Raw genomic sequence first — 15,615 nt, 5'->3', positions numbered from 1 at the left:
TCTGACTCTGGCCAACTCTTAATCGCTGGGTATATGTTAGTGGGTCGCAGGCATGGCTTGAACGGCATCTTGGCCACTGACCTGCGCGTCTAACTCAGTACTGGGAGTATGTTTTCGATGTCCACGCTTGCGCACCCGGAAGTGCAAACACAAAAAGATTTCCTTCCCCTGAACGGAACAGACTACGTTGGGTTCTACGTTGGTAACGCGCGACAGGCTGCGTATTACTATCGCCTGGCATTCGGGATGAAGCTCGTTGCCTATGCCGGTCCGGAAACCGGAGTCCGCAACCGCGCCTCTTATGTGCTGCAGCAAGGCAAAGTGCGCTTTGTACTGACAACCGCTCTGCGTCCTGACGGCGAAATCGCCGAGCATGTCCACCGCCACGGCGACGGTGTGCATGACGTTGCGCTCTGGGTTGACGATGCAAAGCTTGCCTGGAAAGAAACCACCAAGCGAGGCGCTCGCAGTGTGCATGAGCCTTATGAACTGCGCGACGACCACGGCATAGTCAAGCTCTCGACCATCGCCACCTATGGCGATACCGTCCACACCTTTGTTGAACGCGGCGATTACAACGGGGCATTCCTGCCCGGCTACCGCGCCGTCGATAGCGATCCACTCGCGCGTCCCGTCGGCCTGCTTTATATCGACCATATGGTGGGCAATGTTGGCTGGAACGAAATGAACCGCTGGGTCGATTTCTACGCCGACGTGATGGGCTTCTCTCTCTACCAGCACTTTGACGACAAAGACATCTCCACAGAATATTCAGCCCTCATGTCGAAAGTGATGGCAAACGGCAATGGGCGCGTAAAGTTCCCGATCAATGAACCTGCGGAAGGCCGCCGCAAGTCGCAGATTGAAGAGTACCTCGAGTTCTACCACGGCCCCGGCGTGCAGCACATTGCGCTGGCCACGGACAACATCCTCCATACGGTAGCGAAATTACAGAAGCAGGGCGTCGAATTCCTCAAAGTGCCGCACACCTACTACACGGAGCTTGAAAATCGAGTCGGCAAGATTGACGAGCCTGTTCAGGAACTAGAAGAACTTGGCATCCTTGTAGACCGCGACGACGAAGGCTATATGCTTCAGATCTTCACCCGTCCGGTAGAAGATCGCCCGACGCTCTTCTACGAGATCATCCAGCGCAAAGGCAGTCGCAGCTTCGGCAAAGGCAACTTCAAAGCACTCTTTGAAGCTATCGAACGCGAACAGGCCGCGCGCGGCAACCTGTAGCTTCGTGCAAATCAAGCGGCAGACATTGGGCCGCCGCTTTCCCAGCTCAGCGATGCCTCTTTCTCCGTGACTCCAGTGCCAGATGATAGAAGACCCACACCAGAGCACAGATACTGGCTGTAACGATAACGAGCAGGATATAGAGTGCGAATGCGTTTCCGTCCACGCTTCCATCAAACGCCCTGAACCACAAACATGTTGCAAGGAATGCATAAGAAGTTTGTAAGCTGACACCCGTCAGAGAAGCGGCTTATCCCGCCGTCATCTCCGCGCCTTTAGCTTCGCGCCCAAACATCGTAACGACAGCAATATAGATAGTCACAATCAGCACCGTCACCGCCAGCATCCCACCATAGCTGCCGTAATGCTCCGCTGCCTTCGCCTGCACGACCGCATTGCGCGACGCAAGCAGATTTCCCAATTGATAAGCGAGCCCAGGAAGAGTCGCTCGCACTGGTCCCGGCGAAAGCTCCGTTAAATACGCAGGCACAACACCCCATGCTCCCTGCACCATAAATTGCATCAGGAAGGCTCCGGCAGTCAGCGCATACAGCGATTGCCCAAACGCAAATAAGGGAACCACCGGCAAGGCGAGCAATGCCGCGGCGATAATCGCGCGCTTCCGCCCAAAGCGTTCCGAGAGGCCGCCAAAGAAGACGCCGCCGAGCAGCGCGCCGATGTTGTAGATAATTGCCACTCCGCCGGTAAGCGCGGCGGAAAATGCGTGATCTTTTTGCAAAAACGTCGGATACAGGTCCTGCGTTCCGTGCGAGAACGAGTTGAACCCTGTCATCAGCAGAACGAGGAAAAGAAATGCCGGCCCATACCGCCAAATGCTCTTTGCAACTGACACCGCCGGTTTAGTGCTGCTGCTCCTGCCCTCGCGCCACGCCGGCGACTCTTCCACCTTGAAGCCGATATAAAGAATCAGCAGCGCAGGCGCCGCGCCAACTACAAAAAGCCCGCGCCACCCAACCACATGCCCAAGCCAGAACATATGCGTGAAAGGCTTGTAAAGCACGGCATACGCGGCTGCCGCCACCAGATAACCAACGGCATAGCCCTCCTGCAGCAGTCCGGAAAAGAACCCGCGGCCTTCCTTCGGCAGCGTCTCAAATGCCAGCGCCGCGCCCACGCCCCACTCTCCGCCCATAGCAATCCCAAAAAGGGCGCGCAAAACCAGCAACGCATTCAACGATGGGGCAAAGGCGCACGACAGTTCAAAAACTGAATAGCAGACGATGTTGAGCATGAGCACCGGTCGCCGCCCATACTTCTCCGCCATCGCGCCAAAAAGAAACGCTCCCACCGGACGAAATGCCAGTGTCAGAAACAGCGCTTCGGCCACAGCCGATGCCCGCGCATGAAAATCGGCGGCAATCGCCGAAACGCAAAAGACCAGAAGAAAGTAGTCAAAAGCATCGAGAGACCAGCCGAGAAACGCGGCAATAAAGGCGTGCCGCTGCCGCGGTGTGAGCGACTGGAAATTTGAAAAGAAACGAGTTGGCATCAGCAGGCCCGAAATTGGAGCTTACCAGAGCGGCACCCGGATCATCCCGCCCTTCTGATTTGCCGTTATGATTTGTTTACAGGCGCGTCCTTTCGAGAAGAGCGACTGGTATTCAAAAACGAACATGACCAGCAGACTGCAGGAAGAAATCAAACAAACCCGCTCTTTTGCAACGATCGAAGAAGAAGCGCTGCTCAACATCCGGCGCACATCCGACCGGTTGCAGCACCACGGGCAGCAGTTCTTCAAGCAGCACGGTATTACGCCCACGCAGTACAACGTCCTTCGCATTCTGCGCGGAGCTGGTGACAAGGGCCTGCGTTGTTCAGAATTTGGAGAACGCCTCGTGAGCAGCGATCCGGACATCACACGCTTGCTCGGCCGCCTGCAAAAGCAGAATCTCATCCGCCGCAAGCGTGACCCGAAAGACAAGCGTGTCATCTACACGAAAATCACGGATCAGGGTCTGCAACTGCTTAAGGAAACCGATCCACTGGTCAACGAGAGCACGAAGCAGTTGTTCAAACACATGAGCAGGGAGAAACTTGCGACCCTGATATCGCTGCTGGAAGAAGCCCGTCAGCCACTCTCGAACTAAGGTCACATCGGCTCACAGCGTAATTCAGAAGCGGTGTTGGGTAGAAGCACCGTCCTTTCGAGGATGGGCGGGTGCCCCATATCTTGGAAATCAACACAATGAGGGTGCCCCATGTCTCATAGAAGACATGGGATAGGATGTTGACATGCCACGCAACCTTGTCAGGTAGCAATAGAAGGGCAGCGACCTGCATCATTACCTTCAGTTGCTATCGGAGGATGTAACCGCATCAGCCAAAGGCGGACGCCACAAAGTTCTAAAATCGCCCTCTAAGGCCAACCATTCTTCATTTTTTGACCCTTTTGGCTAATTTGCTCGATGAAGGCCAAAGTCAGTGCATTTCCAGATCAGCTTCCTGCTGTTAAAATTGCGGCGCTCAGTTTTCTCAGGCTATTGGCATAACACTAATTGCTGAGGTCTTGGGCGCATATCCCAAAGGCTTACGTATATTTCGCGATTGGAATTTCAGTGCTTGTGGAGATGCCCAATTTGCGTAGCAGACGGTTCCAACCAGCACATTGAGCAGATTCGGCAGAGCCAGCTCCGCTTTCTCAGACTCCTGCTTTCTCAGAATGGAGGAGGTGTACCATGACTTGGTCAACGAGAAGGATGAGTGTCGTTTGTCTATCAATTATTACTTTCATCGCTGCACAGGCCATTCCCGCTTATGGTTTGCAGCCCGCGAGTCCTGAACTAGTCGGCGAGCTGGCGAAGGGGCTCTCGGTTACGCCGCAGCAGGCTACCGGGGGAGCGGGCGCTCTGTTCAGCCTGGCTAAGAGCCGCCTCAGCCCAACCGATTTCAGCAAAATTGCGGCGGTAGTGCCAGGCATGGGCAGCTTTCTGAAGGCGGCGCCTTCCGCGAGCGAAGGTTCAGGACTTTCAGGTCTGACCGGCTCATTGCCGAGCAGCGTAGGTGGCCTGGCGTCAACAGCGACCGCATTTCAAAAGCTGGGCCTCTCACCGGGTATGGTTGAGAAGTTTGTGCCGATTCTTACAAACTTCGTCCAGGCTAAGGGCGGCGCGAATGTGGCTTCCTTGCTTTCTGGGGCGCTGAAGTAATGATCGTGAAAAATCAAGTCCACCGTAAAGTACCGGATCTGGTGGTTGTGGCATCGCTCCCGGCTTGACCCGCCTTCTTACGATGAAATTGAGACAAACGCCCGTCCGGAAAACAGGACTGATGGCTGTAGGACAATTGTGAGATGTTGGCCAGTCGACAGACTTATGAGGCTGCCTAGATTTTCACAGCCTCGCCCAGCGCCACTTCGATGCTCGCCCTTGCCTCGGCCTCGCCGCCCTTGCTCTGCAGGTGATGATGCAGGCAGTAAAGGGCCAGTTCCAGCCGGTCTGAGACGCCGAGCTTGTCATAAATTTTGCGCAGATAATTCTTGATCACTTGCTCGCTGGTTCCGAGCTGATAAGCAATTTCCTTATTGCGCTTGCCCTGCGTAATACAGCCGATAATCGCCAGTTCTTTCGGCGATAGCCGCGGCTGGTTCTTCGGGCTGGCCAGCGCGGAAGCCTGTGTGCGATACGCCTCAAGCACCCAGGTAACAGATTGGTTGTCGATCCAGGTTTCCCCAGCGGCAATCTTGCGCACGCACTTCACCAGCAGATCGGGCGAAATCGACCGCGGAATCACGCCTCGCACGCCGCGTCGGTAAAGCTCTACTATGTGCGACTCATCATTGGCTGTAGCCTGCACAATAATTTTCAGTTCGGGAGCCTGCTGAAGGATGTCGGCAATGGCGCTGCCCTTGCCTGCCAGCAGGTTTCCTTCCAGCACCAGCACGTCTGCCGAGTGCTGCGCCAGTGACGCCTGCAGCGTGGCAAGGCTGTCCACTTGGGCAATGATCTGGATATCGTCTTCCAGCGCAAATACCTTGCGCATGCCGACGCGGTAAATGGCCTGCGAATCGGCCATAATGACCCGAATCACTGGTTTTGCGGGGGAAACTCCAACTGCGCCGTTTGAACCCTGCGCAGCGCTGTCAACTGCCTTCGGTTTTGCTTCCGACGTCATCGTTTTTTCTACCCGCACTTCGTCGCTCTATTGGAAGCGATACTCATCAATCACCGCGGCCGCAAAACAGTTGGAACGTTCTTCATACGAGCGAACGACCCGTCCAAGACAATGAACAGCAGCAGTGTTGTCACCAAAAACTCCTCCTGCGGAAATCTCCAGCAGGAACTCAACCTGCGCATTAAGCGGAAGTCGTTCTTCAGTCGAAACAATACCCCGCTCGCTGAAATGTTTTCCGTCGTCCCTGAAAACTCCCGGTTCCCCGACAAAATCACTAACGGAATCTGGAGAGGAAACCGCACAGAGAAGCGCGCTCCCTGTGACTCAATCTCAAAACTGGAGGAGTATTCCGGCATGTTCACTACGTATCAGATCCAAAAGGCTCTCTTTACCTTACCGGAACGTAATACTTCCCCCGAATTACCAAAGTTTACACCTTCCATGTAACCAAGGGACAACAAATCTTGTCACCATTTGCTTTGCAAATTGTCCGCTTCGGGAATACGGATCGTTACGTGCGGTCGCCGTTAACATTCATACAAATCAATGCCCTGACGCAGGATAGAACGCCGCCGATCCGCCCACCCATTCCTTGTCGCGGTTGTGGTCGACGCCCATCATTTTGCCTCGCCCCAATCGCACCAGTGACAAGACTGGCTCCAGATGGCCGCCGTCTGGCCAAAGATACAGGATGCGGATCTCGGACTGCGTCAATCCATGCGGCGTCTCCACCACCGCCTCAAAATCGATGCGTTGCTGTAGCAGATGCTCATGACGCTGCGATTTGGGGATAGCAGCCAGCATCTCGTCTGACGGCGCAAACTCAATCCCCTTGCCCGCGAACGAGAACAGCGGCTTCAGAATCCACTGCTCGCGGTCTGGTGAAAGCCGCTTTCGCCCTTTGCCTGCCATCCAGTCATCAAGAAAGACCGCCGGAGGCACCGCCGGATGGTCCAGATACGGAATCGAAAACTTGCTGATGTGGTAGTACCAGTTCGGATGTCCCGCCCATTCCACGTCAAACGACTCGCGATAATCGAAAGGCAGCTCAATCTGCTTGCGGATCAGCTCATCCACGATGGCCCGGTTGTAGATGCGCCGGACCGGTATCAGCTTTTTCCCTTTGTGATAGCACAACCGTGTCGGCCTTCCCGGCCGCACATCCGCCACCAGCTCGGCTATGTCCACCATCTCGATGCCAAGCCGCTCCGCCGTTACGAGAAAATCCGGCAGCGTCTTCTGCTTGCGCGGCTCAACTTCCGTCAACACCACGTTCTCCGGATGGTGCCCGCGCAGAATCACCCGCTCCATCAGCTTCCAGAAACTTGTTTCTGTATGCCCGCCGAGCAAATACCCCAAGTCGCCATTCAGCTTGAATGCCGATCGGTATACCTCGTTCAGCACAAACTGATATGCAAACACCGACGGAAATGCCTGCAGCTCAACCAGCTTGGGAACCAGCTTTCCCTGCGCGTCGCGCGCCAGACCAAAATCCGCCGTCATAAAGTGCGGATGCGGCGTCTCATCCGCCGCGCGATACTCCGCGGGAATCATCGCCCGCGAGGCGTCGAGATATGCTTTGTTGCCGACAAGCTGATGTGTCAGCTCCGCGCCGATTCGAGCCATCTCGTCGAGCATGGATTTGGGAAAGAAGCACGGCGTCTCGGCTACGCGGAACTCGACATGCGTACGTACGCATGCGTCGAGGCTGTGCAGCATATTGCGGTATGCTTCCGGGCGAAAGCGTTGATTGAATTCCTGCCGCAGCGCCTCGATCACGGAACCCAGCTCCGGCCAACAGAGTACCGCAAATCGGCAACACCTGGCGCGAAGCCGAATTTCACTCAATCACAAGAACATGAGGAAGGAAACCCTTAGCGGTGGAATTAGGCAGTTGAATTGTCATCCCGACCGGAGCGCCGAAGGAGCGCAGGGACCTGCGGGGAAATCAAACCTTCTCAGCCTTCCGCATCACCATTTCCGTAATAAATTTCGATTTATCCTCCGGAACATTGCTGTGTCGCTCCAGCGGGCCGGATTACGGCAACCCGGAAGCAATCCCATACCGGCGGGATTGCTAGAAAGATCTGGTGGTGCTGCGTTCGGATTTGACTGTGAGTTTTTAGTTGCCAGGGAGCGGATATTACGCCTATCTTTTTTTCACCTCCTCTGAACATTCAAACTCAGGGCAGTGCAGCGGGCCGTGAGTACGCCTGCGGCCTGACCGTATGGGAAAAGATCCAATGGCAAAAAAGCAGCGCAAAACGAGTCTGCTGACCGTCGTAAAAGAAACCAGCTACAAAGAACGGTACGCGGAAGGAAAGGCGCTGAGGGACAAATGCCCTCGCCAATCCCACGCGAGGTGGAACGCCGCCAAAAACAGACGCGAAGCGGTGGAGATGGTTCTGGCTTCCGAGCATGGCCGACTTCCAAAACTGCTCCCCCTGCGCCACGGACGTATGGTGCGCTCCGCGTTCACCTTTTATCGCGGTTCTGCCCTTGCCATGGCGGCCGATCTTGCGACAACGCCCTCGACCGGTATCCGAGTCCAGTGCTGCGGCGACGCGCATCTCTGCAATTTCGGGGGCTTTGCCACGCCTGAGCGGAAGATCATCTTTTCGGTGAATGATCTGGACGAGACTCTGCCTGCCCCGTGGGAGTGGGACGTCAAACGTCTTGCCGCAAGCTTTGTGGTGGCATGCCGCGACAACGGGATCAGCGACAGCGCCGGCAAGGACATTGCCGCGACGTGCGTCCGCAGCTACCGTGAATCGATGGCCGAGTTCAGCCAATTGAAGACTCTGGAATTGTGGTATTACGCCATGGAACCCGCATCTCTGGCGGGGATGGACGATCCCGATATTCGCAAGAGAGTGATGAAGCGCATCGCGCAGGAGCAGGCAAAAAGCCGAGGCGAAGAACTCTTTCCCAAGCTGGTCGAGCATAAAGGAGACATACCGCTCATCAAGGACATTCTCCCGACCATCTTCCATGACGAATTGAACCCTCCCGGGACAGTGAGCAAGATCGTCGAGAGTTCTCTCAGGGCTTATCGCGATACACTTCCCCCCTCCTATCGGTCTCTGCTCGATCGATATACGATTTACGACGCTGCGGTAAAAGTGGTCGGCATCGGCAGTGTCGGCACCTCCTGCTGGGTGCTTCTTCTCATGGCGAGAGAAAATGATCCACTATTTCTCCAGGTCAAGGAAGCACGCGCATCGGTCCTCGAACCGTACGCAGGCGCGAGCGCCTTTTCGAATCACGGAGAGCGCGTGGTAAATGGCTATCGCCTGATGCAGTCTGCCAGCGATATGTTTCTGGGGTGGACGCGCGGCAAAACGCGAGACTTCTTCGTGCGCCAGCTTCGCGACGTGAAGATCGGTCCGCGCGTCGAAACGTTCGGAAAGTACGAGCTAGGTCTGTATGCGCAATGGTGCGGAAAGGCCCTCGCGCTCTCCCACGCGCGGTCGGGAACACCCACGCTTCTCAGCGGATATATGGGGAACGGTGACGCGTTCGATCGCGCCATCGCGGCGTTTTCCGTGGACTACGCCGACCAGAACGAACGGGACCATGCAGCCTTGGATCGGGCAGTCCGTTCGGGGAAGGTTCCTGCCGAGTTCGAAGTGGATCAGTAACTCTTCGCTCGACAAGCTCCATCGTCACTCCCTCTCAGTTCGGTCTTTAGCGCCCAGCGAAGTGCTGTGGGCCTATGTCTGCAGTTGAAAACAAATGAATGCGTCAATTGACAGCGTTTATGGGTGCTCAAAAGCGGCAACTTCAGCTGGAGTAGGAACGCTGGCGAATATCCGGATCAATCATCGACAACAGCTATAACTACGTCGATAAATTCACGTGGCCGTGCGCCTCCCCCTCTTTAGCATGGGAGATCTGTATTAACGCCAGTCGCGCATTGCGCAGGAATTTTTCGTGAAATTGGCTACAATAAAAATTGCATGGAAAAGGCGGCATAAATGCATGAAATGAAATATCGTCATAGGAATCAATTATTTACAGATAACTCATATTGGCTAAATATTTGCCACTATCTTAATTAGTGATCCTTTTCAATAGCGCAACCATATCCTTCAGGGTTATTGCAAGCGCCCCATCAGATCACATGGACCAGACTCCGAACTGTCATGTTCGAGACGATTCAGACTATTAAGGCCACCGGAGCAAAGATCGTCTGCTTCAACCAGGACAGTCTATTCGGCCCACGCAATGACGGCTGCTGGATGCTGGACTCGTCCACTGCTGTTCTGGAGCTGTTTTGCAGACGATCCGGTGCTGTGTGTCATCAAAGGAGATCACATTGAAAGGTTTGAAAGACTTACGGGTCTTATTCGTAGGTACCGCGGCTTCCGGGTCTGCCAGCAAGGGCAGACTGAAAGCATTGGAGCGGCTAGGGCTCGATGGGATTTGGAGCATCGATCTGAGCGAATACTTGCCGGTCGTCAGCCTCCTGGACAAAATCTGTTTACGAACCCAAATAGGTCCGAAGATTGCTAGGTTCAATCGGGAAATTCTCAACGTCGCCAGGCTGAACCGTATCAATGTCTTGTTCAGCGATAAAGCACTCTCCCTTTCGCCCGCTGCGCTTCACAAGTTACGCGGGATGGATGTCTTTACAATCGACTATCTCATCGACAACCCCTTCGGGCCTCGTAATGATCCGGGGTTCCGGCTATTTAAGAAGGCGCTCCCAGCGTTTGACCTCCATGCGGTCCAGCGCCAGAGCAGCGTGAAGGATTTCAAAGACCACGGAGGACGTGAAGTCGTGACCACACTGGTTGGATATGATCGTGATCTGCATTTCCCATCTCCCATTCCGTTGACCGACAAAGACAGGACTCGCAATGTCTCGTTTATCGGCTCGCCTTACGACAATCGTGCCGAGTTCTTTACCTCACTCTGCCATCAGAACGTTCTTCTCGACATCTCCGGCCCCCGATCACGCTGGGAAAAAGCGCTTGCTCCCGAAATTATGAAAGCCATTTTTCGACAGGGAGAGTTGGTCGGAAATGCCTACCGTGAAGGTATCTGGAAATCCAAAATCAATCTTTGCTTTGTAACTAAATCCAACATGGACGAGGTAGCTCAACGCTCCTACGAAATCACAGCCGCTGCGGCTTTTATGCTGGCTGAACGGACCCCGCGCCACCTGGAATTGTTCAAAGAAGATGAGGAGGCCATTTTCTTTTCATCATTTGAAGAGTGCCTGGCCAAAATAAGGCAATACCTTCCTGATGAAGCCGCCAGAAACAGGGTTGCTGCTGCCGGCCACGCGCGTACAACTTCATCAGGCTATGATCATGATTCAATTCTGCGAAAGATTCTGACGAAAGCCATTGAATTAATGGCACAAAACAAGCAGCTTCCATGCGATAGTCAGGCTCAAAGAGTGACACATACTTTTTCGGCCCCGTAGAAAATGGCCCGTGAGCCGGTTCACTTCGCCGCCTCATCCACCGTCACATACTGGTCGCCTTTCACATCTTTGAGCGTCTGCACGATGCCGCTCGGCCAGCGGATTTCTACCGTCTGCGCCGATGCATCCTTACCCAGACCGAAATGCGCGCGCGGGTCGCTCGATGAAAGATAGCCGACACTGGTTGTCACCGTCTGCCACTGCGGCCCGGCTGACGTAGTGATCTTGATGACCGCCCCAATGCCATCGCGGTTGCTCTTGTGGCCAACGAGCTTGATGCCCAGCCAGTGATTATCGGTCTTCGTCTTATTGAGCAGGATGTGCGCAGGGCCGCCATTCTCGGTGATGACAGCATCCAGCAGTCCATCATTGTTGATGTCACCGATGGCCATACCGCGCCCTACCCAGCGCCTGGTGAACGCAGCGCCCGACATCGCCGAAACGTCGATGAACTTGTTGCCATTCGCGTTCCAGGCCAGCAGCGGAGGTTCGCGGTAATGCAGTTGCGGAAAGGTCTTCTCAATCGTGTCCAGATCATGCCCCTGGGCGATCAGCAGGTCCTTGCGGCCGTCGTTGTCGTAGTCCATGAAGCGAATGCCCCATCCGGAATGCAGCAGAGTCATGCCCGCAACGCCCGACGTGTAGCTCGAATACGTAAACGAGCCGTCGCCGTTGTTCTGATAAAGTGCATACTTCTGGTTCGCCAGATCGGTCACGACAAGGTCAGGCAGGCCGTCATTGTTGTAGTCCGAGAAATCCACGCCCATTCCGGCATACGTCCGGCCTTCGCTATCGACCGCAACCTCTGAATCGAGGCCCACTTCTTCAAAGGTCCCGTCACCCTTGTTGTGGAAGAGATATTCCACCATCGAATCGTTGGCGACAAAGATGTCAGGATGCCCGTCGTGGTCGTAATCGGCAATGGCGATGCCCAGGGCCTTCGCAGGCTTGTCGAGACCAAGTTTGTGCGCTTCCTCAGTAAAAGTGCCATTGCCGTTGTTGTGGTAGACCAGCATCGTGATGGGCTGGAAAACGTCGGGGTGGCAGTAGCCGCGATATCCCTCGCGATGCTCACCGCACCACAAATCGTCCCAGTCCCACTTGATGTAGCGCAGGACAACAAGATCGAGCCGCCCGTCGCCATCCAGATCGACCCAGGCCGCACTGGTCGACCAGCCGCTGCCGCCAACACCGGCCTTGGCCGTGACATCGGTAAACGTGCCGTTGCCATTGTTGTGGTAGAGCTTGTTGCCGCCATAAGCGGTCACATACAGGTCTTCATAGCCGTCGTTGTCGTAATCACCGACAGCGACCCCCATGCCGTATCCAACGCCTTGCAGTCCTGCCTTCTCCGTCACGTCTTCAAAAGTGCCATCGGCCTTCTGGTGATAGAGCCGGTTCCAATATTCAGGCCCCGTCTTCTGCGGAATAGTCCCCTTAGGAGTTGGATCGCCAAAAGGCGCACCATTGACCAGGAACAGGTCGAGCCGTCCATCATTGTCGTAGTCAAAGAGCGCAACCCCCGACCCCATCGTCTCAATCAGATACTTCTTCGAGGTATGCGGCGCCTGATGCAGGAAGTGGATGCCGACCGCATCAGTAACTTCGATGAAGTTTCCCGGAGTGGGTGTCTGAGCACGGCAGATCGCAGGCAGCAGGAACAATCCGCACACGATAGCGGTGCCGATCGTGCGGAGGCGACCCTGGCAAAAACCCATCATTTAGACTTCGACTCTTTGCCGGACTTCTCGCAGGCCGTGCACAGCTCACCGACAATGCCCTTGCCTTCCTGGACGGTATAAATGCGGTCGATGTTCGGCAGAGATAGCTTCTCAACCGCACCGCTGGGCCAATGAATCTCGACCTGATCAACCTTGGTCGTTTCGCCAAGCCCAAAGTGAACACGCTGATCGTTGGAAGAAATGTAACTGCCGCCGCTCAACACATCGTCGCGCCGCTTGATGCCGCCTGCTGTCAGGTAAACCGTCGCGCCTACAGCGTCGCGCGGGCTTTTCGGCCCGCCAATCAGCTTCATCTCTACCCAGTGATGGTTGTCGGCATTCACGTTACGCAACAGCACCGGCGTGCTGTCCATCACGCTGATGACCACATCGATCTTGCCGTCGTTGAAGAGATCGCCAAACGCCGCTCCGCGTCCCGCGACCACATCAGCAAGTCCTGTCCCCTTCACCGGAGGCACATATTCGAACTTTTGGCCTTTCATATTGTGGTATAGCAGCGGCCGCTCGGCGAAGCTGGTGCCCCAGTCATACTTGTCCACCTGCGGATAGACATGCCCGTTGACCATGAAAATGTCTTTCCACCCGTCGTTGTCGTAGTCAATAAAACCAACGCCCCAGCCGAGAAATGGAATACTCTCCTGCGCGATGCCCGCGTGGTAGCTTACGTCAGTGAAATTGGCGTCGCCGTCGTTATGAAACAGGACTTTGTAGTCGTCAGAAAAATCAGTGGCGACAATGTCGAGCAGTCCATTGTTCTGGTAATCGCCAACTGCAATGCCCATGCCCGCAATCTCCCGCCCGTCCTGGTTGAGGGCAAATCCCGAGGCGTAACTGTCGTCCTCAAACGTGCCATTGCCTTTGTTGATGTAGAGGTAGTTGGGCGTCGAATCGTCGGCGACTATTAGATCGACTTTGCCATCGTTATTCAGGTCAACAAAGATGGAAGAAAAGCCGTAATAGGCGTTCGGGTCGCTCACTCCTGCTTTTTCGCCCACATCGGTAAACGTGCCGTTGCCATTGTTATGGAAGAGGTGGTCGTGCTCCCCCTGAAGGCCGCGCGGGCCGCACATGGTTGCAACGCCGCGGAACTGGCATCCCGAAAACCCTACAGCCTTCGTTCCCGGTACCGGCGGATTGCTCATGTCGTAGTGGATATACCCCGGCACGAACAGATCGAGACGGCCATCCCCGTCGTAGTCGCCAAACGTGGCCCCGGTTGACCAGTTGCCGAGCGTGACTCCGGCCTTCTCGGCAACGTCGGTGAAGGTCCCATCATGGTTGTTGTGATACAGGCGGTTCTTGCCGTAATTGCCGACAAATATGTCAGGCCAGCCGTCGTTGTCGTAGTCGCCGATCGCGACTCCAAAACCCCAGCGATCGTTGGTGACTCCGGCTTTCTCAGCGACGTTGGTAAACGTGCCGTCATGATTATTGTGGAAGAGCGCCGCGTGCGGAGCTGTGGCTTTGCCTTGTTCGGCTTCATAGGTCGAGCCGTTTACGAGATAAATATCCAGCCAGCCATCATTGTCGTAGTCAATCAGCCCCACGCCAGAGCCATTCGTCTCAATGATGAACTGCTTCTCCGGAACTCCCATCTGGTGACGCCAGACCGTCAGACCCGCCTGCTTGCTGATGTCCTGAAAAATAACTGGGCCGCTGTCTACGAATCCGCCGGCGGTAATGGGCCTGTTTTCAGCGTCATGGACGGGCGCATGGACCCCTCCCGTGGCATTGCCTCCCATCGGGGCCTGGGCAGGCTGAGGCGTTTGTCCGCGTGCGGACAGAATTGCGAAGAAAATAAGAAAAATGGAAGTGGCAGACACACGTCCGCCTCTGTACAAATGGCACCTTTTTTTACAACGGGACACGCGCTGAATATAGCAGATTTGGCATGGTGTTCGTCTCAGCCCGAAGTGCATGAAGCCGCAACCGTGTCACAATCTGTCGCTTTGCGATACTATCCAATCTTTAAAGTGTTTATTCTTTTTGAGACGTACAGGCATCCGCAAAATTCTTGCCGTTTGCCCTCGACTTCAGAACCGGTATGAACATTAAAGAGGTTGCCAAGCTCGCCAAAGTTTCCACTGCAACTGTTTCCCGCACCATCAACGGCTCCGATAAGGTCACGCCGGAAACAGCCGAGCGTGTGCGCCGAGCGATAGAAACGCTAAAGTTCTACCCCAACACCAACGCGCGCGCACTCGGCTCAGGACGCAGCAGCCTCTATGGGCTGATCATCTCCGACATCACTAACCCGTTTTTTCCCGAGTTAGTCAAGAGCTTTGAAGACATTGCTGTGCAGCACGGCCAGGAAGTGCTGATCGCAAACACCAACTACGACCCGCACCGCATGGAACTATGCGTAAGCCGGATGCTGCAGCGCAAGGTGGACGGCGTAGCCATCATGACTTCGGAAATCGCCGAACATCTGATCGATGAATTCCATAACCGCAGAATTCCTCTGGCCTTTCTCGATACCGCCGTCCCGCAAAAAGGCATCAGCAACATCCTCGTTGACTATGCCTCAGGTGTCGACGCGGCAGTGGGGCATTTGACCAGCCTGGGACACAAGGCCATCGCCTTCATTGCAGGCCCAATGTCGCTTGAATCGGCGCGTATCCGTAAACGCGCATTTATCCAGAGCATGAAGCGCAACGGCCTACATCTTGATCTTCAGCTCATTGAAGAAGGCAACCACCGCACTGACGGAGGACATGAGGGGATGGCGCGCCTACTCGATCTGAAGTCGCGTCCAACGGCAGTCATCGCGTCCAACGACCTCACGGCAATCGGTGCTATGGGCGCAATCTTTGAGCGCGGCCTCGAAATCCCGGGCGACATTTCCATTATCGGTTTTGACGATATTGAGTTGAGCGCTTTCACGCGACCCGCGCTCACCACAGTCAGATTATCGCGGCAGGAAATCGCCAAAATGGCCTTTCGCGCGCTCTACAACACCTACCAATCCGGTGCAGTCAAAGGGGCCGAATATCCCATTCAGCCTACCCTGATCGTGCGCAAATCAACTGGCCCAAGACCCGCCGGCAAACACTAGACGTTCACCGG

At 55.2% G+C, this 15,615-nt stretch carries 12 protein-coding genes; 6 read left to right on the top strand and 6 right to left on the bottom strand.

Going from position 1 to position 15,615, the window contains the following annotated elements:
• Positions 1 to 117 precede the first annotated feature (117 nt).
• On the top strand, positions 118 to 1,242 hold the full coding sequence (gene hppD / locus VEV40_RS06275) for a 4-hydroxyphenylpyruvate dioxygenase (protein ID WP_324830929.1): 1,125 nt from the start codon (positions 118 to 120) through the stop codon (positions 1,240 to 1,242).
• A 250-nt stretch (positions 1,243 to 1,492) separates the two neighbouring features.
• On the opposite strand, the gene VEV40_RS06270 is transcribed toward hppD, so the two are convergent.
• Positions 1,493 to 2,752, bottom strand: a complete 1,260-nt coding sequence (locus VEV40_RS06270) for an MFS transporter (protein WP_324830927.1) — start codon at positions 2,750 to 2,752, stop codon at positions 1,493 to 1,495.
• 124 nt (positions 2,753 to 2,876) lie between these two features.
• Between VEV40_RS06270 and VEV40_RS06265 the strand changes: the two genes are divergently transcribed.
• Both VEV40_RS06265 and VEV40_RS06260 read left to right on the top strand, forming a co-directional pair.
• Positions 2,877 to 3,350: a MarR family transcriptional regulator gene (locus VEV40_RS06265; RefSeq protein WP_324830925.1), complete on the top strand. Its 474-nt coding sequence runs from the start codon at positions 2,877 to 2,879 to the stop codon at positions 3,348 to 3,350.
• A gap of 588 nt (positions 3,351 to 3,938) precedes the next feature.
• The gene (locus tag VEV40_RS06260) at positions 3,939 to 4,409 is read left to right on the top strand and encodes a DUF2780 domain-containing protein (protein WP_324830924.1); all 471 of its coding nucleotides are present in this window, start codon (positions 3,939 to 3,941) and stop codon (positions 4,407 to 4,409) included.
• A gap of 175 nt (positions 4,410 to 4,584) precedes the next feature.
• Here VEV40_RS06260 and VEV40_RS06255 read toward each other — a convergent pair whose 3' ends face one another.
• The 3 genes from VEV40_RS06255 to VEV40_RS06250 form a co-directional block, all read right to left on the bottom strand.
• A complete protein-coding gene (locus tag VEV40_RS06255; RefSeq protein WP_324830923.1) occupies positions 4,585 to 5,373 on the bottom strand; it encodes a response regulator transcription factor in 789 nt (262 codons plus the stop codon).
• A 50-nt stretch (positions 5,374 to 5,423) separates the two neighbouring features.
• Positions 5,424 to 5,729 (bottom strand): PilZ domain-containing protein, encoded by a 306-nt coding sequence (locus VEV40_RS20685; RefSeq protein WP_414637813.1) that lies wholly within the window; start codon positions 5,727 to 5,729, stop codon positions 5,424 to 5,426.
• A 187-nt stretch (positions 5,730 to 5,916) separates the two neighbouring features.
• The gene (locus VEV40_RS06250) at positions 5,917 to 7,152 is read right to left on the bottom strand and encodes a hypothetical protein (protein ID WP_324830922.1); all 1,236 of its coding nucleotides are present in this window, start codon (positions 7,150 to 7,152) and stop codon (positions 5,917 to 5,919) included.
• Positions 7,153 to 7,616: 464 nt separating this feature from the next.
• Here VEV40_RS06250 and VEV40_RS06245 point away from each other — a divergent pair, with 464 nt between their 5' ends.
• Both VEV40_RS06245 and VEV40_RS06240 read left to right on the top strand, forming a co-directional pair.
• A complete protein-coding gene (locus tag VEV40_RS06245) occupies positions 7,617 to 9,014 on the top strand; it encodes a DUF2252 domain-containing protein (RefSeq protein ID WP_324830921.1) in 1,398 nt (465 codons plus the stop codon).
• Between the two features lie 677 nt (positions 9,015 to 9,691).
• Complete coding sequence (locus tag VEV40_RS06240) at positions 9,692 to 10,807, top strand: CgeB family protein (RefSeq protein WP_324830920.1); 1,116 nt, start codon at positions 9,692 to 9,694, stop codon at positions 10,805 to 10,807.
• A gap of 20 nt (positions 10,808 to 10,827) precedes the next feature.
• Here VEV40_RS06240 and VEV40_RS06235 read toward each other — a convergent pair whose 3' ends face one another.
• Together VEV40_RS06235 and VEV40_RS06230 are read right to left on the bottom strand one after the other, a co-directional pair.
• Positions 10,828 to 12,528 carry a CRTAC1 family protein gene (locus tag VEV40_RS06235; RefSeq protein ID WP_324830919.1) on the bottom strand — a complete coding sequence of 567 codons (1,701 nt, stop codon included), beginning with the start codon at positions 12,526 to 12,528 and terminating at the stop codon, positions 10,828 to 10,830.
• Entirely contained in the window at positions 12,525 to 14,291 is a 1,767-nt protein-coding gene (locus VEV40_RS06230) for a CRTAC1 family protein (protein ID WP_324830974.1), read from the bottom strand. The genes VEV40_RS06235 and VEV40_RS06230 overlap by 4 nt, the downstream gene beginning before the upstream one ends.
• 302 nt (positions 14,292 to 14,593) lie before the next feature.
• On the opposite strand from VEV40_RS06230, the gene VEV40_RS06225 reads away from it, so the two are divergent.
• Positions 14,594 to 15,604, top strand: coding sequence for a LacI family DNA-binding transcriptional regulator (locus VEV40_RS06225; protein ID WP_324830918.1), 1,011 nt, complete (start codon positions 14,594 to 14,596; stop codon positions 15,602 to 15,604).
• Positions 15,605 to 15,615: the final 11 nt, after the last annotated feature.

Origin of the sequence: Alloacidobacterium sp. (genome assembly GCF_035631355.1) — a bacterium.
GTDB lineage: Bacteria > Acidobacteriota > Terriglobia > Terriglobales > Acidobacteriaceae > Alloacidobacterium.
The sequence above is the reverse complement of the archived record's forward strand: the minus strand, read 5'-3'. Positions and strand labels throughout refer to the sequence as shown.

Coding starts and splice junctions, on each gene's coding strand:
- VEV40_RS06255 (WP_324830923.1), bottom strand. CDS start 5,373: ATGACGTCGGAAGCAAAACCGAAGGCAGTTGACAGCGCTGCGCAGGGT.
- hppD (WP_324830929.1), top strand. CDS start 118: ATGTCCACGCTTGCGCACCCGGAAGTGCAAACACAAAAAGATTTCCTT.
- VEV40_RS06235 (WP_324830919.1), bottom strand. CDS start 12,528: ATGATGGGTTTTTGCCAGGGTCGCCTCCGCACGATCGGCACCGCTATC.
- VEV40_RS06270 (WP_324830927.1), bottom strand. CDS start 2,752: ATGCCAACTCGTTTCTTTTCAAATTTCCAGTCGCTCACACCGCGGCAG.
- VEV40_RS06225 (WP_324830918.1), top strand. CDS start 14,594: ATGAACATTAAAGAGGTTGCCAAGCTCGCCAAAGTTTCCACTGCAACT.
- VEV40_RS06265 (WP_324830925.1), top strand. CDS start 2,877: ATGACCAGCAGACTGCAGGAAGAAATCAAACAAACCCGCTCTTTTGCA.
- VEV40_RS06260 (WP_324830924.1), top strand. CDS start 3,939: ATGACTTGGTCAACGAGAAGGATGAGTGTCGTTTGTCTATCAATTATT.
- VEV40_RS20685 (WP_414637813.1), bottom strand. CDS start 5,729: ATGCCGGAATACTCCTCCAGTTTTGAGATTGAGTCACAGGGAGCGCGC.
- VEV40_RS06230 (WP_324830974.1), bottom strand. CDS start 14,291: ATGGGAGGCAATGCCACGGGAGGGGTCCATGCGCCCGTCCATGACGCT.
- VEV40_RS06245 (WP_324830921.1), top strand. CDS start 7,617: ATGGCAAAAAAGCAGCGCAAAACGAGTCTGCTGACCGTCGTAAAAGAA.